The organism is Caulobacter sp. LARHSG274, from assembly GCF_052871235.1.
On the sequence record NZ_JBIXJO010000029.1, the window covers coordinates 1 to 21298 of the forward strand.

22 protein-coding genes are annotated in these 21298 nt (G+C 69.3%); 14 read left to right on the top strand and 8 right to left on the bottom strand.

What is annotated here, in order from left to right:
• Positions 1-120: 120 nt before the first annotated feature.
• The 4 genes from ACIPQB_RS24885 to ACIPQB_RS24900 form a co-directional block, all read right to left on the bottom strand.
• On the bottom strand, positions 121-300 hold the full coding sequence (locus ACIPQB_RS24885; RefSeq protein WP_446487937.1) for a type II toxin-antitoxin system RelE/ParE family toxin: 180 nt from the start codon (positions 298-300) through the stop codon (positions 121-123).
• The gene (locus ACIPQB_RS24890) at positions 297-590 is read right to left on the bottom strand and encodes an antitoxin of toxin-antitoxin stability system (protein WP_446487938.1); all 294 of its coding nucleotides are present in this window, start codon (positions 588-590) and stop codon (positions 297-299) included. The genes ACIPQB_RS24885 and ACIPQB_RS24890 overlap by 4 nt, the downstream gene beginning before the upstream one ends.
• Positions 591-681: 91 nt before the next feature.
• A complete protein-coding gene (locus tag ACIPQB_RS24895; protein ID WP_446487939.1) occupies positions 682-1509 on the bottom strand; it encodes a nucleotidyltransferase domain-containing protein in 828 nt (275 codons plus the stop codon).
• Between the two features lie 11 nt (positions 1510-1520).
• Positions 1521-2894, bottom strand: a complete 1374-nt coding sequence (locus ACIPQB_RS24900; RefSeq protein WP_446487940.1) for an MFS transporter — start codon at positions 2892-2894, stop codon at positions 1521-1523.
• A 95-nt stretch (positions 2895-2989) separates the two neighbouring features.
• Between ACIPQB_RS24900 and ACIPQB_RS24905 the strand changes: the two genes are divergently transcribed.
• On the top strand, positions 2990-3703 hold the full coding sequence (locus ACIPQB_RS24905; RefSeq protein WP_446487941.1) for an extensin-like domain-containing protein: 714 nt from the start codon (positions 2990-2992) through the stop codon (positions 3701-3703).
• Positions 3704-3856: 153 nt separating this feature from the next.
• Here the strand turns inward: ACIPQB_RS24905 and ACIPQB_RS24910 are convergent, their stop codons facing one another.
• The 3 genes from ACIPQB_RS24910 to ACIPQB_RS24920 form a co-directional block, all read right to left on the bottom strand.
• Positions 3857-4345, bottom strand: coding sequence for an SRPBCC family protein (locus ACIPQB_RS24910; RefSeq protein WP_446487942.1), 489 nt, complete (start codon positions 4343-4345; stop codon positions 3857-3859).
• 152 nt (positions 4346-4497) lie between these two features.
• The gene (locus tag ACIPQB_RS24915) at positions 4498-4956 is read right to left on the bottom strand and encodes a hypothetical protein (protein ID WP_446487943.1); all 459 of its coding nucleotides are present in this window, start codon (positions 4954-4956) and stop codon (positions 4498-4500) included.
• Positions 4957-5085: 129 nt separating this feature from the next.
• Positions 5086-5748, bottom strand: coding sequence for a diguanylate cyclase domain-containing protein (locus tag ACIPQB_RS24920; RefSeq protein WP_446487944.1), 663 nt, complete (start codon positions 5746-5748; stop codon positions 5086-5088).
• A gap of 421 nt (positions 5749-6169) precedes the next feature.
• Between ACIPQB_RS24920 and ACIPQB_RS24925 the strand changes: the two genes are divergently transcribed.
• The 13 genes from ACIPQB_RS24925 (at position 6170) to ACIPQB_RS24985 (ending at position 19339) form a co-directional block, all read left to right on the top strand.
• Positions 6170-8734, top strand: a complete 2565-nt coding sequence (locus ACIPQB_RS24925) for a response regulator (protein ID WP_446487945.1) — start codon at positions 6170-6172, stop codon at positions 8732-8734.
• A gap of 93 nt (positions 8735-8827) precedes the next feature.
• On the top strand, positions 8828-9340 hold the full coding sequence (locus ACIPQB_RS24930; protein WP_446487946.1) for a DinB family protein: 513 nt from the start codon (positions 8828-8830) through the stop codon (positions 9338-9340).
• Positions 9341-9359: 19 nt separating this feature from the next.
• Positions 9360-9821 (top strand): SRPBCC family protein, encoded by a 462-nt coding sequence (locus tag ACIPQB_RS24935; RefSeq protein ID WP_446487947.1) that lies wholly within the window; start codon positions 9360-9362, stop codon positions 9819-9821.
• Positions 9822-9826: 5 nt separating this feature from the next.
• Complete coding sequence (locus tag ACIPQB_RS24940; protein ID WP_446487948.1) at positions 9827-10288, top strand: iron-sulfur cluster assembly scaffold protein; 462 nt, start codon at positions 9827-9829, stop codon at positions 10286-10288.
• A 55-nt stretch (positions 10289-10343) separates the two neighbouring features.
• Positions 10344-10598 (top strand): membrane protein insertion efficiency factor YidD, encoded by a 255-nt coding sequence (gene yidD, locus ACIPQB_RS24945; RefSeq protein ID WP_446487949.1) that lies wholly within the window; start codon positions 10344-10346, stop codon positions 10596-10598.
• Positions 10595-12571 (top strand): threonine--tRNA ligase, encoded by a 1977-nt coding sequence (gene thrS, locus ACIPQB_RS24950; RefSeq protein WP_446487950.1) that lies wholly within the window; start codon positions 10595-10597, stop codon positions 12569-12571. The genes yidD and thrS overlap by 4 nt, the downstream gene beginning before the upstream one ends.
• Positions 12571-13497: a glycosyltransferase family 2 protein gene (locus ACIPQB_RS24955; RefSeq protein WP_446487951.1), complete on the top strand. Its 927-nt coding sequence runs from the start codon at positions 12571-12573 to the stop codon at positions 13495-13497. The genes thrS and ACIPQB_RS24955 overlap by 1 nt, the downstream gene beginning before the upstream one ends.
• 147 nt (positions 13498-13644) lie before the next feature.
• On the top strand, positions 13645-15087 hold the full coding sequence (gene pstC, locus ACIPQB_RS24960) for a phosphate ABC transporter permease subunit PstC (RefSeq protein WP_446487952.1): 1443 nt from the start codon (positions 13645-13647) through the stop codon (positions 15085-15087).
• Positions 15080-16396, top strand: coding sequence for a phosphate ABC transporter permease PstA (gene pstA / locus ACIPQB_RS24965; RefSeq protein WP_446487953.1), 1317 nt, complete (start codon positions 15080-15082; stop codon positions 16394-16396). Before pstC ends, pstA begins: the two co-directional genes overlap by 8 nt.
• A gap of 52 nt (positions 16397-16448) precedes the next feature.
• Complete coding sequence (gene pstB / locus ACIPQB_RS24970) at positions 16449-17318, top strand: phosphate ABC transporter ATP-binding protein PstB (RefSeq protein WP_446487954.1); 870 nt, start codon at positions 16449-16451, stop codon at positions 17316-17318.
• Positions 17319-17337: 19 nt separating this feature from the next.
• Positions 17338-18030, top strand: a complete 693-nt coding sequence (gene phoU / locus ACIPQB_RS24975) for a phosphate signaling complex protein PhoU (RefSeq protein ID WP_446487955.1) — start codon at positions 17338-17340, stop codon at positions 18028-18030.
• Between the two features lie 17 nt (positions 18031-18047).
• Entirely contained in the window at positions 18048-18740 is a 693-nt protein-coding gene (phoB, locus tag ACIPQB_RS24980) for a phosphate regulon transcriptional regulator PhoB (RefSeq protein ID WP_446487956.1), read from the top strand.
• Positions 18741-18808: 68 nt separating this feature from the next.
• Complete coding sequence (locus ACIPQB_RS24985) at positions 18809-19339, top strand: tetratricopeptide repeat protein (protein WP_446487957.1); 531 nt, start codon at positions 18809-18811, stop codon at positions 19337-19339.
• 443 nt (positions 19340-19782) lie between these two features.
• Here ACIPQB_RS24985 and ACIPQB_RS24990 read toward each other — a convergent pair whose 3' ends face one another.
• Positions 19783-21171, bottom strand: a complete 1389-nt coding sequence (locus ACIPQB_RS24990; RefSeq protein ID WP_446487958.1) for an ATP-binding protein — start codon at positions 21169-21171, stop codon at positions 19783-19785.
• Between the last annotated feature and the right edge of the window lie 127 nt (positions 21172-21298).

A 21298-nucleotide genomic window follows, 5' to 3' on the forward strand; every position in this document is an offset into this window, starting at 1 on the left:
CGTCACCGATCTCCAAGCCGACATCTCAGACTTCATCAACCGCCACAACGCCGACCCAAAGCCGTTCCGCTGGACCAAGTCCGCCGACGACATCCTCGCATCCATCGAGCGGTTCTGCGTCTACAACGCGCCCGTCGAGCAATCCTGAGTTGGCGAACTTTTGAACCGGGACACTAGGGACTCGGCGGCTTCGGTGAAGAGGGCGTCCATCCGGGCGGCGGCTCTTGGACTGTCGGCGGCGATGTGGTCGGCGATGTCGAGGCGATCGAGCCGGGCCGACGCGGTCCAGCGGACCTTCACCTTCCGGCCTCGTCCGCCTTTCTCAGCAGGTCAGCGCGGCGGGCCGCGAACTCGGCCTCGACGTCCTCGTTGGAGAAACTCAGGCCGGCCTGGCGCTCGGACCGCGCGGTCTCGACCCTGCGACGGACGAAGCCTTCGTAGTCCCTCGCCTCGCGCTGGCGCTGAACGAAGTCGCGCATCAGGTCACGCACGATCTGCGAGGCCGGCCGATGCGCGGCCGCCGCCTCGGCGACGAACGCGTCGCGCAACTGGGTCTCGAGCTTCATGGTGAAGACGGTGTCCTTGGGCATGACCGGCTCCATTGTCAGTACAACGTATATACGTCGTCACTATCAGCAGGCCAGTTGACCGCTGGGCGAGAGGACGTGTCGCGAGCCCGCGTTACGCCGCCCCGATCAGCGCCCGGAACGCCGCCTCGGTTCGGACCCACAATGCCGGATCGCGGCGGGGTTCGAGCGCCTTCTGGCTGAGGCCCCAGGTCATCTGTTCGCGCACATAGTCGTCGATGGCCGGGATGCGCGCCCCTATGCCGACCATCTCGCCGGCCGCCTGCTTGCGGGCCTGCAGGTCCGCAAGGGCCCCGGCGGTGGCGTCCGGAAGGCGCACGTCTTCCAGCAGGCGCGGCAGGTTCATCGGCGGCGCGCCGGTATTGCCCTCGCGCAGCCAGTGCAGGGTGACCGCCGGGCGGATGACGTAGAAGTACTTCTTCAGGCGAACCTCGGTCCGGCCCTCTATGAAGCTGCCCCACTGTCGGCGCGCCAAGCCGTAATAGTGAGCCACGTCGCCGTGAAGGTTCTGCCAGTCGCGGGCCAGGGGCTCGAACAGCGGTCGGAACGCCGGATCCTCCGCATAGATGATCGGGGACGACAGCCATTCGGAGACCACGGCATTGCCGCGCGACACCAGCTTCAGGGCCTTGGAAACATCCCAGCCGCCGACGTCGAGGTCGTCGGCGTCGATCGGCCGCTCGATCACGTCGCGCGGCGGCTGCAGGGCCAGATAGTCGTTGACTGGGCGCGCATAGAGGAAGCGGACGTCATAGTCGCTGTCGGGCGAGTGGAAGCCCCAGGCGCGGCTGCCGGATTCGACGGCCAGCAGGATGCGCACGCCCTCCTCGCGGGCGATTTGATCGAGCTTGCGGCCGATCTGGGTCCGGCGTTCGGGCGACACCGCTCCGGCGGGATCGAAAATCAGGATTGGATCGGTCATGGCGCCGCTTCTTAGCGCCCCAGCCGCCACGCCGCCAGCAGCCCCACCCCCGCCAGCGGCACGAACGCCGCGAACAGCCAGAAGCCGTGGGCCGCGCCGCCGGTCGGGGTCACGCCGTGGGCGAAGCCCAGGGCGTTGGCCAGGGCGCCGGCCGCCGCCGCCCCGGTCGCGCCGCCGATCAGCTGGGTGGTGGGCACGGCGGCCGAGGCCAGGGCCTGTTCGTCGGCCGGCGCGCCGCCGATCACCCGCTTGGCCAGGAACGCCCAGCAGATCCCGAAGCCGCCGCCCAGCAGCACCATCGACAGCACCACGCCCAGCAGTCCCCCGCGGACCATCTCGACCGCCCCCCAGGCGACGCCGGCGACGATGATGCTGGCCCCCAGCCGGATGGCCAGGCCCTCGTGCCGCGGCTTCAGCCCCGCCACCGCGAACGAGCAGGCCGTCCAGCCGGCGGCGATGCCGCCGATCACATAGCCCGAGACCAGCGGGCTGGCCCCGTGCAGGGCCTGGACGAAGACCGGGCCATAGACCGAAAAGCCCACCGTCGCCGCCTCGCAGAAGAAGATCACCATCAGGCCCAGGCCCGTGGCGGTCGCCAGGTCGCCGGCGGCGCGGGGCAGCAGGCGGTCGTGCGAGCGGCCGTTGACCAGCAGCAGCGCCGCCAGGGCCAGCACGCCGAAGGCTGCGCAAAGGCCGGCGGCCAGCCGGCCTGGCGTGACTCCGGCCGCGGCGATCAGCGACACGCCGAGCGTCAGCAGGGCCAGCTGCCGGCCGGGAATGCGTCCGCCGTCCGGCGCTTTCGGCGCGGCCGGGACCATGGCCAGCACCGCAGCGATGAAAACGACGCCCTGGACCGCGAACAGCCAGAAGGCCCCGCGCCAGAAGCCGGCCTCCGCGAACAGGCCGCCGCACAGCGGTCCCAGCAGGGTCGCTGCGCCCCAGACCCCGGCCACGGCGCCATAGACCCGCGGCCACAGGCGCTCGGGGAACAGGGCGCTGATCGCCACATAGCACAGCGAGACGATGGCCCCCGCGCCCAGGCCCTGGACCAGGCGGCCGGCCACGAAGGTCAGGAACTCCGGGGCCAGCGCCCCCAGGGCGCAGCCGACCGTGTAGAGCGCCCCGGCCAGGGCGGTGGCGTTGCGCAGGCCCAGGCGGATCGACAGCTTGCCGGCGCAGGCCCCGGCCAGGATCGAGCCCAGCAGGAAGGCGGCCACCGACCAGCCGAAATACTGGTAGCCGCCGACCTCGCGGGCGACGCTGGGCATGATCGTCACCGTCACCAGGGTGTCGGCGGCGTTCAGCCAGATCCCCAGGCACAGCAGGGCGAAGCGCGGCGCCAGCTCGGCGTTCAACAGGGCGCGCCAACCGTTGGGCGTGGACATCGGCAACCTCCAGGGAGGCGCTAGATGCCCTCTGAAGCCCGCCAAGCCAAGCCGCGGCGCTGAACTTCCCGCGCCGCCGGGCCGTTGCAGCAGGCGTGAAACCCGCTTCTCCCCAGATCCTGGCCCTGGCCGGCGCGGTCGGCGCCGCACTCGACCTGCTACTGGCGGGACTGCTGCTGCTGCTCCTGGTCGACCGCCTGGCGCCGCCGCAGGACCTGCCGTGGACGCCGCTCTCGCTGGACCAGCCGATCGGCCTGGCGACGGCGGGCAAGCTGGCGCGGATCGCCGCCGACCCGGCCGCCTGCCGCGCGACGTTGCGCGAAGGCGGCGTGCGGTTCGCCGAGGGCCAGGCGCAGGAGCGCGGCTACTGCTCGACCCGCGGCACGGTGCGGATGGTCGGCGACCTGGCCCCGGCCGCGCCGGTGATGACCTGCCCGCTGGCCCTGGGCTACGTGCTGTGGGACCGCCAGGTGCTGCGGCCGGCGGCCCGCCAGGTCCTGGGCGCGACGCTGGTCCGGGTCGATCACTACGGAACCTATGCCTGCCGGCCGATCTATGGCCGCCCCGGCGAGCGGCCCAGCCAGCACGCCCGCGCCAACGCCCTGGACGTGGCCGGCTTCCGCTTCGCCGACGGCCGCCGGGCGACGGTGGCGGCCGATTTCCGCGGCCGGGACGATCGCGGCCGCTTCGTCCGCGCGGCCCGCGACGGGGCCTGCCGGGTGTTCGGCGCCGTGCTCAGCCCCGACTACAACGCCGCCCACGCCGACCACCTGCACCTGGACCAGAGCCCGTACCGGCTGTGCCGGTAGGGGGTGGTTGAAGGTCGGGTCGCTTTTATCCGTCTCCCCGGCGAAGGCCGGGCCCAGGTTCAGCCGTGGCGCCGGACGCTGACCCGAAAACACACGGCCCTATGATCTGGGCCCCGGCCTTCGCCGGAGAGACGGGACTTCAAACTCGGACGCTCACAGCGTCCTGGCCAGGGCCGCCAGCTGGTCGGTGGCGATCCCCCAGCCTTGGTGGAAGCCCATCTGCTCGTGGGTCTGGCGGTCCTCGATGGTCCAGTGGCGGGCCATGGCGGTGTAGCGGGTGCGGCCGTCGCCGAGGTCCTCGAAGGTGATGACGCCGGTCATGAACGGCTTGGCCGACGGGATCCAGGCCTCGACATAGGCGTCGGTGAACACCAGGCGGCGGTTCTCGACCACCTCCAGATAGACGCCGCGATTGTCGATCGACTCGCCGTTGGGGCCCTGCATCGTCACCAGGTTGGCGCCGCCGGGGCGCAGGTCCATCCGGGCGTGCGAGACCTTCCAGGGCGGCGGGCAGAACCATTCGGGCAGCAGGTCTGGCGTCGTCCAGCACGTGTACAGCTTGTCGGCCGGCGCATCGATGATGCGGGTCAGGACCAGGTCGCGGTCGGTGTCGGCGGCGGTTTGGGCGGCGGCGGTGGTCATCGGTGTCTCCAGCATGGGGCCAGGCGCGGGGCTCTGGCGTCGTTCTGCGCCCTGAGGACGACAGGATGACCGACGATCCGACATCGCGGGCGAAATTTCGTCGCCCCTGGGAGTTGAAGTAACGACCGGGCGGCCCGCCCGGTCGCCGGACGCTATTTGATGAACTTCATCTCGCGGACGCCGAGGCCGCCGCGCAGGGTGCGGATCGACTCCCGCGAAATCGCCGCCTCGTTGCTCTTGGGCAGGGAGCCGAACACCTTGGCGGTCATGGCCTCGCCCTCGGCCAGCGAGCGGTCGAACACCGCCATGTTCTTGTATTCCACCATCAGAATGACGTCCGGCTCGTGGTCGCGCGGGGTGTCGACCGCCAGGACCTTGTAGCTGAGGACGTCGCCGGCCTTCTTCTGCTCTTCCTGCAGGGCGCGCCAGCTGGTGGACAGGTACTTCATGTAGTCGTCGAACATGCCCGGCTTGGTCTCGATATAGCTGATCTGCCAGACCGAGCCCTGGTCATAGACCCGTTCGGCGCTCTGGGCCTGGGCGGCGGGACTCGCGACCATGGAGGAGGCGAGCGCCAGCGCGAACGCGCCGGCGGTTAGGAAACGCAGCATGATGGTCACCTCTCTTTGTGGAGGGCTCGCCGCAGGGGCGGCGGGTCCGAAGGACGCAACGCCACAGGGCCGTTCACCTGCGAACGGACAAGCTTGATGGAGCGCCTTTCGGCGCCGAGAGGCAAGGGTTCAGGTCCGGCTCGCGCCGCGCCGACGGGAGCAGAGCTCGACCAGCGGATCGCCGGGGGCGCGGTGCAGGGCGGCGTCGACGTGGTGGACCAGGACGGCTGGGCGCAGCTCGGTGTCGGCGCTGGTCGCCACGGCGACCCGCGCGCCGCCGATCCTCAGCGCCAGGTCGTCGAGTTCGAACGGCGCCTCCAGGGCCCGGACCAGCCGCTGGGCGGGATTGCGCGCGGCCTGGGCGTTGGCCAGGCGGGGCAGGACGACGGCGAACTCCTCGCCGCCCAGCCGGGCGACCGTCTCGCCCTCGCGCGCCACCGCCTGCAGGCGCTCGCCGACCATCCGCAGCAGCCGGTCGCCGACCGCGCGGCCATGGGCGTCGGTGATCGGCTTGAACCGGTCCAGGTCGATCAGCAGCAGGCCGGTGACCTCGCCGCCGGTCTTGCGCGCCTGCAGGGCCTGGCCGAGCATGTCGAGCATCCGGTTGCGGTTGGCCAGGCCGGTCAGCGGATCCTGGATCTCCAGCTGGGCCAGGCGCCGCTCGGCCGCCAGCCGCCGATCCGACTCGGCGCGCAGGGCGACGGCCTTGAGGACGGCGAAGGCGGCCAGGGCGAGGATCGCCAGCAGCGAGGCCGCCGCCCCGACTCGCCCCAGTTCGGGGCCGTGGTCCAAGGTTTTTTGCAGCCCGCCGAATGCAATACCCGCCTCAAGGATCAGAAAGGCCGTGCAGACCACGACGCCTGCGCTCTGAAGGCGATTAAATAAAAGCTGCTTATTTAAAGTCCTCGGCATGCGATTCATTTACCATGGTCGCGCAAGGGCGGTTGAGCGCGGTGAGTACAGCGTCCTCTGTATTCAACTGTACATGACATTCGGCCGACGACTAGCACGGTGCAGCAATCGGTCGCAGAGCCGGGCGGCGCCTGTTCCAGGTGGTGCTCCCGGCCCTCGTCGACGGCCGCGGCGGAACCTGGATCCCGGGCGCTTTTCAACCCGGGCGACCCTGTGGCGGAATGTCGCGTCGAGCGATTTTCTTAACCCCAAATACAGGCGCCGTCCGTAGGTTGGCGGGATGGATCGGGGGATCGGCGGCTTGCGGCGCTTAGTCTTGTTTCTCGCGGCGATCGCAACGCTACTGACCGGAAGCGGCGCTGCTTGGGCCCGCTCTGCGCAGTCCGCCAAGCTGGAAGCCCTGTATCGCGAGATCAGCCGCCACGACCCGCGGCCGCCCGCCCATGAGAACGAGGACATCGAACGGGCCGGTCGCCGGGCGCTGAAGCACGCCGGTGAAAAGCGACTGTATGGCCTGTGGGCCGTGCTCTACGCCTATAAGAGCAACCAGGTGCAGCCGCAGTTCGACGACTGGAGCCGGCGGGTGCGGAGCCTGGGCGAGGTCGAGGACGACCGCGAGCTGATCGCCTTGGTCGACCTGCTCGAGACCGCCTACCGGGAAGAGACCGGCGGCGTCCAGACCTTCACCGACGCCGACTGGACGCGGTTCCTCGACCGGTCGGGGCCGAACATCCGGATGATGGCCGGGCTGGAGCGGGTGCGCAGCCTGGGCCACGCCGGACGCTGGGCCGAGGACTCGCGGATGGCGGCCGAGCTGGTCAGCCAGCTGGAGGCCAAGGGGCCCATCGCCCAGTCGCTGCTGGCCGAGGTCCACCAGGTGCATTCCTACAGCCTGTCGGATTTCGGCGACAAGGAAGGGGCCCTGGACCATATGAGCCAGGCCGTCCGCCTCGACGAAGGCGGGGCCTTCTACATGCGCAAGGTCGAGCGGCTGTACGACATCGCCCTGACCGCCGCCGAGGTGGGCGAGCTGGACGCGGCCGAGCACCTGGCCAGCGTCCACCACCAGATGACCCAGGCGGCCGGAGATCCGGACCTGCGGACCTGGGATCGCTATCTGTGCGCCCGGATCGCCAAGGAACGCCGCGCCCCGGCTCGGGTGCTCAAATGCTTCGCCGAGGGGGCCCGGCAGCTGGATCATCCGACCAGCCGCCTGGTCGGCGCCAGCCTGAGGCTGCGGGCCCAGGCCCGGGCCGAGCTGGGCGACGCCGCCGGCGCCAAGGCCGACCTGGCCATCCTGCGCGCCGTCCCGGCCGAGACCCTGGCTCCCGATCCGCAGGCCGAGCTGCTGCTCAGCGCCTATATCGCCTTGGCCGAGGGCCGTGGCGACGAGGCCTTCCGCATGCTCGACCGCTGGCGGATCCAGAACCATGAGGACATCCAGGCGGCCGAGGCCCGCAACGGCGCCCAGATGGCCTCGGCCCTGGAGACCGAGCTGCGCTCCAAGCGCGACGAGAGCCGCCGCCTGACCGCCGAGGTCGATCTCAACCGCCGCCTGGCCCACGCCTCGCTGATCATCGCCATGCTGCTGGGCGTGCTGGTTATGGGCGGGGTGGCCTGGGGCGTCTATCTACGCCGGGCCTCGCAGCGGCTGAGGGACGCCCGCCGCCGGGCCGAGGCGGCCAATGACGCCAAGTCGGCCTTCCTGGCGGTGATGAGCCACGAGCTGCGCACGCCGCTGAACGGCATGCTGGGCATGGCCCAGGCCCTGCGCGGCGAGAGCCTGGAGCCGCGCCAGCGCGACCAGGTCGAGCTGATGATCGATTCGGGCGACACCCTGCTGGTCCTGCTCAACGACATTCTCGACCTGTCGAAGATCGAGGCCGGCAAGCTGGAGATCGCGCCGACCGCCGGCGACCTGGTTCGCGTCTGCGCCCGGCTGGTGGGCGGCTACCAGCCGACCGCCCGCGAAAAGGGCGTCGAGCTGCTGTTCACGGTGGCCGGCGATCCGCCGCCGACCCTGCTGTTCGACCCGGTGCGCGTGCGCCAGTGCCTGGCCAACCTGCTGTCCAACGCCCTGAAGTTCACCCGCGTCGGCCGGGTCGAGGTGGTCCTGGCCTGCGCGCTCGATCCGACGTCCGGCCGGATGGGGGTGATCCTGACGGTGGCCGACACCGGCATCGGCATGAGCGCGGCGACCCTGCCGCGGCTGTTCAGCGCCTTCACCCAGGCCGACGCCTCGACTACCCGCACCTATGGCGGCACCGGCCTGGGCCTCAGCATCACCCGCCGGCTGGCCCAGTTGATGGACGGCGACATCGTGGTCGACAGCCGCGTGGGCGTCGGCTCGACCTTCACCCTGAGCTTCCTGACCGATCGGGTGGCGTCGAGCGGCGGTGAGGCGTCGGTCGCGGCCGGTGGTCCGGACGATGAGGTCGGCGTGTCGCCGCTGCATGGCCGCCGGGTGCTGGTGGTCGACGACCATCCGATCAACCGCCGGGTCATCAAGCTGTTCCTGGAGCCGTTCAGCTGCGACCTGGTCGAGGTCGGCAACGGCCGCGAGGCGCTGGACGCCGTCGCCGCCGGGGCCTTCGACCTGGTGCTGATGGACGTCAACATGCCGGTGATGGACGGCCTGGAGGCCACGCGCCGCCTGCGCGCCGACCCGCGCTGGACGCGGCTGCCGGTCATCGCCCTGACCGCCGACGTGATGAGCACCCAAGTCGAGACCTGTCTGCAGGCCGGCATGGACGCCCATGTCGCCAAGCCGATCGACCTGCGCGACCTGCTGTCGGTGATGGTCCAGGTGCTGGCCAAGGGCGGCCAGCCGTCCGCCAGGGCGCAGGCCGACCGGACCCTGGCCTAGATCCCGGCGCGGCGCGAAGCCGTAGCGCTTTCGCGAGGATAAGCGGAGATGCTAAGGACCGCCTCTGGGCGCCGATCGGCGCCGGAGGCCAGAATGCTCGCCCTTTTCCAGATGTTCGCCGGCTACAACGCCTGGGCCAATCATCGCCTGCACGCGGCCTGCGCCCAGCTGGACGCGGCCGACTACAAGGCCGAGCGCGGGGCGTTCTTCGGCTCGATCCACGGGACGCTGAACCACCTGATGGTCACTGACCGCATGTGGCTGGCGCGGCTGCGCGGCGAGGCCCTGCCGCCGCACGGGCTGGACGCGGTGATCTTCGACGACCTGGCGACCCTGCGCGAGGCGCGGGTCAACGAGGACGCCGCCCTGTCGGCCTATGTCGCCGGCCTGACCGACGCGCAGCTGGCCGGACCGTTCCGCTGGACCCGGGTGGCCGACGGCGCCGAGGTGGTCCAGCCGCTGTGGGCCGGCCTGGCCCATCTGTTCAATCACCAGACCCACCATCGCGGCCAGGTCCACGGCCTGCTCAGCCAGGCCGGCCTCGACCCGCCGTCCCTCGACCTGCCGGTCTTCCAGAAGGCCAGCGGCCTCGGTTTCCTTTCCTGAAAGCGCCAGACTCACGACCATGCAACGCGCCGTAGAACATCGCATCGGGGTCCAGGCCCCCGCCGAGATCGTCTGGGAGGTGATCTCCGACTTCGCCGCCTGGAAGGACTGGAACCCCATCCACCCGCGCATGGAGGGCGAGCTGCGCATCGGCACGCCCCTGGTCGTCGAGGTGGTGATCGGCGACGCGCCGCCCGCCACCATCCAGCCAGTGGTCCAGGACTGGGTGCCCTATGAGCAGTTGCACTGGCGCACCAAGCGCCTGCGGGGCTTCGTCACCGCCATCCGCTATATCGAGATCGACAAGAAGGGCGACCAGAACGCCATCTTCTCGAACGGCGAGCTGTTCATGGGCCCGCTGGTCCGCTTCGTCAGCCGCGACGAGCGCCGGCGGCTGCGGGCCGCCTACACCCGCATGGGCGAGGCGGTGCGCGATCGCGCCGAGGCGATCTGGTCCCAGCGCCAGAACACCCCCATCTAGAGCCCATGATCGACGACCTCTATTCGGCCCGGATCCTGGGACTGGTGGCCAACCTGCCGCGGGTCGGCCGCCTGGCCGCGCCCGACGCCAGCGCCGAGAAGACCGCCAAGCTGTGCGGCAGCCGGATCGTCGTCGACGTGACAGTCGAAGACGGCAAGGTCAGCGACTTCGCGCAGGACGTGGCCGCCTGCGCCCTGGGCCAGGCCTCGGCCGCGATTCTCGGCGCCCAGGTGGTCGGCGCGGACCTCGCCGAGATCGAGTTGGCCCGCGACGCCTTGCGAGCTATGCTGAAATCAGGCGGCCCGCCCCCCGAGGGCCGATTTGCGGAGCTCGCCGTGTTGGAGCCGGTCAAGGACTACCCCGCCCGTCACGCCTCGACGCTTTTGGCGTTCGAGGCCGCGGTCGAGGCTGTCCGTAAGGCCACAGCTGCGACCCAAACCCGAACTCGCCGCGCCGGCGCCGCTTGATCGGGGCTTTTCGCTAGTGCGATAAGATCCCGACTCCGTTCGCGAAAGCGCCGGCATGACATTCTACGAACGCACCGTCGACCTGGGCCTGAAGGCCTACAAGACGACGCTCTCGCCCTTCATCGGGCGCCAGTGCCGCTATCTGCCGAGCTGTTCGGAATATGCGGCCCAGGCGCTCAAGAATCATGGACCCCTGAAGGGGTCCTGGCTCGCGGTGGGACGGATTTGCCGCTGCAATCCGTTCGGCGGTTCGGGTTACGACCCGCCGCCTCCGCCCCGCGAGCCGCGCAAGTGGAAATGTGAAGAATGATCGACCTGATTTTCCCCGACGGCTCGGCCCGACAGTATGCTGAGGGTTCGACGGGCCGGGCGGTGGCCGCCTCGATCTCCAAGTCGCTGGAGAAGAAGGCTCTGCTGATCAAGCTCGACGGCCAGTTGCTGGACCTGGATCGTCCGCTGACGGCCGACCTGCTGGCCGGCGGCGGCCGTTTCGAGATCATCACCCGCGAGGCCCCCGAGGCGCTCGAGGTTATCCGCCACGACACCGCCCACGTGCTGGCCGAGGCGGTGCAGGAGCTGTTCCCCGGCACCCAGGTGACGATCGGCCCCAATGTCGAGGACGGCTTCTATTACGACTTCGCCCGCGACGAGCCGTTCAGCCTGGACGACCTGGCGACGATCGAGAAGCGGATGCGCGAGATCGTCGACCGCGACGAGAGGATCACGCGCGAGGAGGTCGATCGCGACGCCGCCATCGCCGACTTCGAGGCCATGGGCGAAAGCTACAAGGCCCAGATCATCCGCGACCTGCCGGCCAGCGATACGATCACGGTCTATCACCAGGGCCGGTGGAAGGACCTCTGCCGCGGCCCCCACCTGCCGTCGACCAAGCATGTCGGCAAGGCCTTCAAGCTGACCAAGCTGGCCGGCGCCTATTGGCGCGGCGACCAGAACAACGCCCAGCTGCAGCGGATCTACGGCACGGCCTGGGCGTCGGAAGCCGATCTCGAGGCCTATCTCAAGCGCATCGAGGAAGCCGAGCGCCGCGACCACCGCAAGCTGGGCAAGACCATGGACCTCTTCCACATCCAGGAAGAGGGCAAGGGCATGGTGTTCTGGCACCCCAAGGGCTGGACGCTGTACCTGGCGCTGGAGGCCTATATGCGCCGCCGGCTGGACGCGGCCGGCTATCGCGAGGTCAAGACCCCGCAGATCCTCGACAAGAGCCTGTGGGAGCGCTCGGGCCACGCCGAGAAGTTCGGCCACGCCATGTTCATGTGCGAAAGCGCCGAGGGCGAGATCCTGGCGGTCAAGCCGATGAACTGCCCCGGTCACATCCAGATCTTCAATGTCGGCCAGAAGTCCTATCGCGAGCTGCCGCTGCGCATGGCCGAGTTCGGGGCCTGCCACCGCTACGAGCCGTCGGGGGCCATGCACGGCATCATGCGGGTGCGGGCCTTCACCCAGGACGACGCCCACATCTTCTGCCGCGAAGAGCAGGTCACGGAGGAATCCGCCCGCTTCATCGAACTGTTGCGCAGCGTCTATAACGACCTGGGCATGGAGCTGCACGACGTGAAGTTCTCGACGCGTCCGGAGCTTCGCGCCGGCTCGGACGACGTCTGGGACAAGGCCGAGCACGCCCTGGCCACGGCGGCCGAGGCGGCCGGCGAGCGGCTGGTGGACCAGCCCGGCGAAGGCGCCTTCTACGGTCCCAAGCTGGAGTTCTCGCTGAAGGACGCCATCGGCCGGGTCTGGCAATGCGGCACCCTGCAGCTGGACTTCGTGCTGCCCGAGCGGCTCGACGCCGACTATGTGGCCGAGGACGGCTCCAAGCAGCGGCCGGTGATGCTGCACCGGGCGATCCTCGGCTCGTTCGAGCGCTTCATCGGCATCCTGCTGGAGAACTATGCCGGCCACCTGCCGCTGTGGCTGGCGCCGGTCCAGGTGGTGGTGGCCACCATCACGTCGGATGCGGACGGCTATGCGCAAAGCGTGGCCGAGAGGTTGACTTCGGCGGGCATTCGCGCAGAGGTCGATCTCAGAAACGAGAAGATCAACTACAAGATTCGCGAGCACAGCCTCGCGAAGGTTCCGGTGATTGCTGTGGTCGGGCGTAAGGAAGCTGAGAACGGAGAGGTCGCCCTGCGTCGCCTGGGCGGCGAGGGGCAGAAGGTGCTGTCGCTGGAGGACGCCGTTCGGGCGTTGACCCAGGAGGCGACGCCGCCGGACCTGGCCCGCCACCAGCCCGCGACCCGACCCGCGGAGTTGGCGAAGGCCTGATGAACAGTATCCTCCCTTCCCATTCGACCTTCGTTTCAGGGGTGCGGCCGGCCAGGCCGCGCATCTCGGTGGTGATGGTCGTCTACCAGACGGGAGAGGCGCTGGCCGGCAGCATCCGGCATGTGCTGGACGAGCCTCTGGTCGATGAGTTCGTGATCATCGACAACGGCTCGCCGCCGCAGGACGCCGAGATGCTGCGGTCGCTGGGTCTGACCGAGCCGCGGGTCGTGCTGCAGCAGGGCCACGGCAATGTCGGCTTCGCGCGCGGCGCCAATATGGGCGCCGAGACCGCGCGGGGCGAATACATCATCTTCCTCAATCCCGACGCCAACCTGCAGAAGGACTGCGTCGCCGCCCTAGTCACCGCCTTCCGCGGCCAGCCGGTCCCCACCGTGGTCGGGGCGCGGGTGCTGAACACCGACGGCAGCGAGCAGCGCGGCGGCCGCCGCGGCGAGGTCACGCCGGTCACCACCCTGCTGAGCTTCGGCCACCTGACCGGGCGCTTCCCCGGCCTGGCCAAGTTCGAGATTCACCGCGAGCGCGAGCCGGTGCCGCACACCCCGGTGCCGATGCCGACCATCTCCGGCGCCTGCTTCGCCCTGCGCCGCGCCGACTTCGACCTGCTGAACGGCTTCGACGAAGGCTTCTTCCTGCATGTCGAGGACATCGACCTGTGCTGGCGGGCCCGCCAGGCCGGCGGCCAGGTGCTGTTCCAGCCCAAGGCCAGGGTCGTCCATCTGGGCCACACCAGCCTGGAGCACCCGCTGAAGGTCGAGTTCCACAAGGGCGTGGGCCTGTCGCGCTACTTCATCAAGCGCGCCGACAGCATCCAGCGCTACCTGCTCGCGGTGCTGCTGGCCCCCGCCATCCTGCTGATGAGCGTGTCGCGGCCGCTGATCTGGAAGATCACCGGCCGGCCGATCTGAGGGGGCCCCGGCGCCCGCTCCGGACGCTGTCGTAAAACCGTCGTGAAAACGTCGCATAAGGTCAGCGCCCGCCCGGCATAGATCGGGACGGGCGGTCCGGCGCGTCGTGCGCCGTCACCGCATCCCTCGCGCAAGACCTCTTCACGCATGCTGACCTGGCTCTCGCTCCTCTTCCTGGCGCTGTTCTCCAGCGCGGCGTTCATGGCCGGCCGCGGCCGCGCCCTGAAGACCGCCGGCGGCTCCACCGCCCGTCTCCACTCGCTGCCCAATTACTATGGCGCCTACGCCGCCCTGTGGGCCGGCGCGCCCGCCGCCCTGCTGCTGCTGCTGGGCGCGATGTTCGGCGGCCGGGTCGAGGACGCGGCGCTGCAGGCCCAGCGCCCGCCCGTCGTCGCCGCCCTCAGCCCCGACCGCCAGGACGTGTTCTTCAGCGACGTCCAGGCCGTGGCCTCGGGCCAGTCGGCCAGCGACGTGGCCTATGACGGCCAGCTGAAGGCCGCCTTCGACACCAAGGTCGCCGACGCCCGCCGCATCAACGGCCTGGTCCGCTACGCCATCCTCGGCCTGGCCGGCCTGGTCGCCCTGGGCGGCTTCCTGCTGGCCATTCCGCGGGTCGGGGCCGAGTTCCGGGCCCGCAACCGGGTCGAGGGCTGGATCGCCGGGGTGCTGATCGCCTGCTCGGTCGCCGCCGTGCTGACCACCCTGGGCATCGTGCTGTCGCTGATTTGGGAAAGCTGGCGCTTCTTCCAGAGCGTGTCGCCGATCGGCTTCCTGTTCGGCACCGAATGGGCCCCGCAGATCGCCATGCGCGCCGATCAGGTCGCCTCGTCGGGCGCCTTCGGGGCCGTGCCGCTGTTCGCCGGCACCTTCCTGGTGATGCTGATCGCCATGCTGGTGGCCGCGCCGGTCGGTCTCTACTCGGCGATCTACCTGTCGGAATACGCCAATCGCGGCTTCCGCTCGACCGTCAAGCCGCTGCTGGAGATCCTGGCCGGGGTGCCGACCGTGGTCTACGGCTTCTTCGCCGCCCTGACCGTCGGGCCGCTGTTCCGGGCCTTCTTCAACGGCATCGGCGCCAAGCTGGCCGGCGGTCCGCTCGACGGCCTGGCCCAGTACCTGATGCAGGTCCAGAACCAGATGGCCCTGGTGGCCGGGGTGGTGATGGGCATCATGCTGATCCCCTTCGTCTCCTCGCTGTCGGACGACATCATCAACTCGGTGCCGCAGTCGCTGCGCGACGGCAGCTACGCCATGGGCGCCACCAAGTCCGAGACCGTCAAGAAGGTGGTGCTGCCCGCCGCCCTGCCGGGGATCATGGCCGCCATGCTGCTGGCCGTGTCCCGCGCGGTCGGCGAGACCATGATCGTCACCATGGCCGCCGGCCTGCAGGCCAAGCTGACCGCCAACCCGCTGGACACCGTCACCACCGTGACCGTCCAGATCGTCACCCTGCTGACCGGCGACCAGGAGTTCGACAGCCCCAAGACCCTGTCGGCCTTTGGCCTGGGCCTGACCCTGTTCGTGGTCACCCTCGGCCTCAACATCATCGCCCTGCGCATCGTCCAGAAGTACCGGGAACAATATGACTGACGCGGTTCTCACCCCCGGCGCCCCCAATCCCAAGGCCGCCCCCAAGTCGGCCGCGCTGAGCGCGCGCGAAGCCCTGCTCAAAAAGCGCCACCGCTCCGAGACGTGGTTCCGCGTCCAGGGCATGGCGGCCATCGTCATCGCCCTGATCTTCCTGGTGGTGCTGGTCGGCCGCGTCGCGGTCCAGGGCTATTCGACCTTCGAGACCCACACCCTGACGGTGCCGGTCTATCTCAACCCCGAGCGCATCGACGCCTCGGCGCTGGAGGGGGTCAATTACGACTACATCGTCGCCGAGGCCCTGATGAAGAAGCTGGGCGTGCAGGACGACGACCTGGGCACGGTGTCGTCCAAGGTCATGGCCCTGACCTCGCGCGACTTCGGCTTCCAGCTGCTCAACAAGCTCAAGGCCGACAAGTCGCTGATCGGCAAGACCGTCGAGGTCACCGGCTCGGTCAAGGCCGACGCCGACCTCTACTACAAGGGCGAGATCAAGCGTTCGACCGCCGAGCTCGACCGCAAGCTCGACAACCAGCAGCTGGACTGGCTGGACCGCCTGCGCGCCGACGGCACCGTCAAGACCGGCTTCAACACCAGCTTCTTCACCAACTCCGACTCCACCGAGCCCGAACAGGCCGGGGTGTGGGGCGCGGTGGTCGGCTCGGCCATGATGCTGGTGATCACCGCCCTGATCGCCATTCCGGTCGGGGTGATGGCCGCGGTCTATCTCGAGGAATTCGCCCCCAAGAACCGCTGGACCGACGTCATCGAGGTCAACATCAACAACCTGGCCGCCGTGCCGTCGATCGTCTACGGCCTGCTGGGCCTGGCCCTGTTCATCAACTGGCTGCACGTGCCGCGCGGCTCGCCGCTGGTCGGCGGCCTGGTGCTGGCCCTGATGGCGCTGCCGACGGTGATCATCGCCACCCGCAGCTCGCTGAAGGCCGTGCCGCCCTCGATCCGCGAAGCCGCCCTCGGCGTCGGCGCCTCCAAGGCCCAGACCGTCTTCCACCACGTGCTGCCCCTGGCCCTGCCGGGCGTGATGACCGGCGCCATTCTGTCGCTGGCCCACGCCCTGGGCGAGACCGCGCCGCTGCTGATGATCGGCATGGTCGCCTTCGTGCCCGGCGCGCCGGAAAACTTCACCAGCTCGGCCACCGTGCTGCCGGTGCAGGTGTTCATCTGGGAGAACGCTTCGGAGCGCGCCTTCCACGAGCGCACCGCCGCCGCCATCATCGTGCTGCTGGTGTTCATGATCGTGATGAACGCCGCCGCGGTGATCCTGCGCCGCCGCTTCGAACGCCGCTGGTAGACCCCATATGACCCGCAATCCCCTCGCTTCGCCCCTTTCGCTGGGACACGCCATGCCGACCGAAAACCGCGACGACACCCTCGCCGCCGCCGCCTCGCCCTCGCAAGCCGGGGCCCCGGCCCTCGCCGCCGCCATCCCGGCCGGCCACGGCCAGGTGACGACCAGCGAGTTCAAGATCCGGGCCCGCGACGTCAACGTCTTCTATGGCGACAAGCAGGCGCTGTTCGACGTCAGCCTCGACGTGCCGGCCAAGTCGGTGACCGCCTTCATCGGCCCGTCCGGCTGCGGCAAGTCGACCTTCCTGCGCTGCATCAACCGGATGAACGACACCATCCCCTCGGCAAAGGTCCAGGGCTCGATCGAGATCGACGGCGACGACGTCAACGCTAAGAGCGTCGACCCGGTGGTGCTGCGCTCGCGGGTCGGCATGGTGTTCCAGAAGCCCAACCCGTTCCCCAAGACGATCTTCGAGAACGTCGCCTACGGTCCCAAGATCCACGGCCTGGCCACCGGCAAGGCCGAGCTGGAAGCCATCGTCGAGGCCAGCCTGAAGAAGGCCGGCCTGTGGAACGAGGTCTCCGACCGCCTGCACCAGGCCGGCACCGGCCTGTCCGGCGGCCAGCAGCAGCGCCTGGTCATCGCCCGGGCCATCGCCGTCTCGCCGGAGGTGATCCTGATGGACGAGCCGTGCTCGGCCCTCGACCCGATCGCCACCGCCAAGATCGAGGAGCTGATCGACGAGCTGCGCAGCCAGTTCTGCATCGTCATCGTCACCCACTCGATGGCCCAGGCCGCCCGCGTGTCGCAGAAGACCGCCTTCTTCCACCTGGGCAAGCTGGTCGAGAGCGGCCCGACCGAGGAGATGTTCACCAATCCTCGCGACACCCGCACCCAGGACTATATCACCGGCCGCTTCGGCTAACCGGTAGGATCATCACGCCATGACCGAACATACCGTCAAATCCTACGGCGAAGAGCTGAACCACCTCACGGCCGAGGTCACCCGCATGGGCGGCCTGGCCGAGGCCCAGGTCGCCGACGCCGTCGAATGCATCGCCCGCCGCGACGCGCCCCTGGCCCAGCAGGTGGTGGCCCGCGACGAGCGGCTCGACATCCTGCAGGCCGAGATCGAGCGCAAGGCCTTTCGGCTGATCGCCCTGCGCCAGCCGATGGCCGTGGACCTGCGCCACGCCGTCGCCGCCCTGAAGATCTCGATGAGCCTGGAACGCTGCGGCGACATGGCCAAGAACATCGGCAAGCGGGCCCTGATCCTGACCGAGGCCGACCCGATGACCGCCCTGACCCGCTCGATCGAGCGCATGGGCCGCCTGGTCCAGGGCCGGCTGAAGGATGTGCTCGACGCCTACACCAGCTCGGACCTGCAGCGCGCCACCAGCGTCTGGAGCCGCGACGAGGAGGTCGACGAGCACTACAACGCCATCTTCCGCGAACTGCTGACCTACATGATGGGCGACCCCCGGACGATCAATCCGTGCGCCCACCTGCTGTTCGTGGCCAAGAACCTCGAGCGGATCGGCGACCACGCCACCAACATCGCCGAGATCATCCATTTCGAGCTGACCGGCGAGGAGATCATCTCCCAGCGGCCCAAGCTCGACACCCTGGCGAACTGAGTAGAGGGCCGGCCGAAGTGACTCCTTACGTTCTGGTGGTCGAAGACGAAGACGCCCTGGCCACCCTGCTGCACTACAACCTCGACAAGGAGGGCTATGTCGTGGCCGTGGCCGGCGACGGCGAGGAAGCCCTGACCATGGCCTCCGAGCGCGCCCCCGACCTGGTGATCCTCGACTGGATGCTGCCCAAGGTCTCGGGCATCGAGGTCTGCCGCCGGCTGCGCGGCCGCAGCGAGACCCGCAACGTGCCGATCATCATGCTGACGGCGCGCGGCGAGGAGAGCGACCGCATCCGCGGCCTCGACACCGGGGCCGACGACTATGTGGTCAAGCCGTTCTCGATGATCGAGCTGACCGCCCGGGTCCGCGCCGTGCTGCGCCGCATCCGCCCCGGCCTGGCCGACGACCGCATCACGGTCGGCGACATCGTCATCGACCGCGTCGCCCACCGCGTGAAGCGCCAGGGCAAGGAGGTCCATCTGGGCCCCACCGAGTTCCGCCTCCTCGACTACCTGATGCAGCACCCCGGCCGGGTGTTCAGCCGCGAGCAACTGCTCGACGCGGTCTGGGGCTCGGACGTCTATGTCGAGGCGCGGACGGTGGACGTCCACATCGGCCGCCTGCGCAAGGCGCTGAACGGGGATGTGGACGGGGATCCGATCCGCACGGTGAGGTCGGCGGGGTATTCGCTGGACGTGGAAGCGGCTTAGGGGGCGGCGAACCTAGTTGCATAAACGCGCCGCGTGTCATTCCTTACCCAGGGTTTATGGGGGGAGAGATGGCGCATAGAATTTTCACGCTCTGGGTCGGCTTGGTTGTGGCTGCCGCCTTCCATTGCTCGGCGTTCGCGGGACCGGTCGAAGACGGCCTGGAGGCCGCCAAGCGAAGCGACTACGCGACAGCGCTAAAGCTATGGACTCCTGCGGCGGAACAGGGCGACGCTACCGCACAGTCCTATCTCGGCCTTCTCTACCTCAGGGGCTGGGGCGTGCGGCAGGATGACGCCCAGGCGGCGCGATGGTATCGCAAGGCCGCTGACCAGGGAAATACAGCGGCGCAAAACAATCTTGCGACGCTCTACGGAAACGGAACCGGCGTACCGCAAGACTATGGCCAAGCCTTTGTCTTGCTTCGCAAGGCCGCTGACGCTGGCGCCATGGAAGCCTATGTCAATCTCGCGCGAGCTTACGAGGCTGGGCATGGAGTCGCGAAAGATTGTAGCGCCGCGCTTGTTTGGTATCGCAAAGCGGTGAGTGGCGGTTACCCTGGTGCGCGGGAGGTTTTAGCTGGCAGCACATGTCATCCATGACCTGGGAATTACGGGAATTACGGTGACAGTGCATTTAATTCGTGCTTCGACTTGCGCCCGACAGAGGACGCGGCTGAGCTATTGACCAGATCGGCGTCAATTAGTGCACTGTCACCGTAATTCCACGATCTGACTGACATTGCTTCGCTTGCGCCCACTAGATGGCTTTTCGGCAGCCCTGAAGGGCTCTTCCACTCTTTCCCCCTTGGGAGCGTCCGCTCGGCATTACCGTGACGGTGCATTCGACTTGCGCCCGGCAGAGGGCGTGACTGAGCGATCGACCGAGGCGCCGCCCTCGTCCTTCGACAGGCTCAGGATGAGGGCTAAGGGCAGGGCGGGTCAGCAGAATTCCTCATCCTGAGCCCGTCGAAGGACGAGGAATTCGGCCCAAGAATCGTCAACGGTCCACAGCGCCCAGTGCCATCCTCCTCGCGCCCCGATCTCTAACCGCCCGCGGTCTTTGCCATCGGGAAATGGACCGCGAAGGTCGCGCCTTCGCCCTGCACGCTCTCGACCATCATGCCGCCGCGGTGGCGGTTCATGATGTGCTTGACGATGGCCAGGCCCAGGCCGGTGCCCGAGCGCTCGCCGCTCTTCTGGCCCTCGACCCGGTAGAAGCGCTCGGTCAGGCGCGGCAGGTGCTCGCGGGCCAGGCCCGGGCCCTTGTCGCTGACCCGCAGCGAGGCGTAGCGCTGGTCCGCCGCATGGTCGGGGGTCAGCAGCGACATTCGGGCGGCGGCCGGATCGCGCGGCCCCGCCGCCATCTCGGCCGTCAGCCCGGAAAACACCTCGATCCGCACCACTCCGCCCTTGGGGGTGTACTTGATGGCGTTGTCGACCAGGTTCTGGATCACCTGGACGATCTGGTCGCGGTCGCCCTCGACCACCGCCGCGCCGCGCGGCGGCAGGACGGGATCGAACCCCACCGCCTTGTCCTTGGCCTGCGGCGCCAGGGCGTCGAGCACGTCGATGGTGGCCATCGCCAAGTCGACCTGGCCCAGGGGCGCGATGTGCTCGTTGAGCTCGATCCGCGACAGGCTCATCAGGTCGTCGATCAGCCGCGCCATTCGCTCGGCTTGGGCCTGCATGATGCCCAGGAACTTGTCGCGCGCGCCCGGATCCTCCTTGGCGTGGCCGCGCAGGGTCTCGATGAAGCCCGACAGCGAGGCCAGGGGCGTGCGCAGCTCGTGGCTGGCGTTGGCCAGGAAATCGGCCCGGGTGCGCTCGCTGCGGCGGGCGTCGGTCTCGTCGCTCAGCACCAGCAGGGCCAGGCGCGAGCCGCGCTCGTCGGCTCCGAGCGGCGCGCTATGGGCGACCCATTCGCGCCCCTGGGCGCCGCCGCCGACATAGTCGACCGACCGCCGCACGCCGCCGAACAGGCTCTCGTCCACCGCCTCCAGCACCTGCGGATTGCGCATGGCCGAGACCAGCAGCCCGCCGCGCGGCTGCAGCTTGAACAGGTCGCGGGCGGCGGCGTTGGCGAACACGAACCGGCGGCCGGTCAGGTCGTCGGCCTCGTCGGCGGCGATGACCATCAGCGGGTCGGGCAGGGCCTCGAGAATCAGGTCGAAAGGCGGCGGCCGGTCGACGACGGCCGGGGCGGGGAGCGGGGCGGCCGGATCGGCGGTCCGGCGCAGGGCGCGCCGGGCCAGCCACAGGCCGGCCGCGCCGCTGGCCAGGGCCGCGGACCAGGCCGCCGCCGGATGGGCGTCCCCCGTCAAGGTCAAGGCCAGCAAGGCCGCGGGGCCGGCCAGCACCCCGGCCCAAATCCCGACAGGCAAGCGGCTGGCCCCGCTCAGGCGGGTTGACGGTCGCGGCGAGGCCATCGGCATGCGGCAGTCTCGATTTCCATGAAGGCGGGATTCGGCGAACCAGATATGGCGCCCCGGCAAGGCTTGCGATAGACCGTCAAACGCCCGGAAGCACGTCGGCGGCGGAAAGCACCGCAATTTCGCCGCA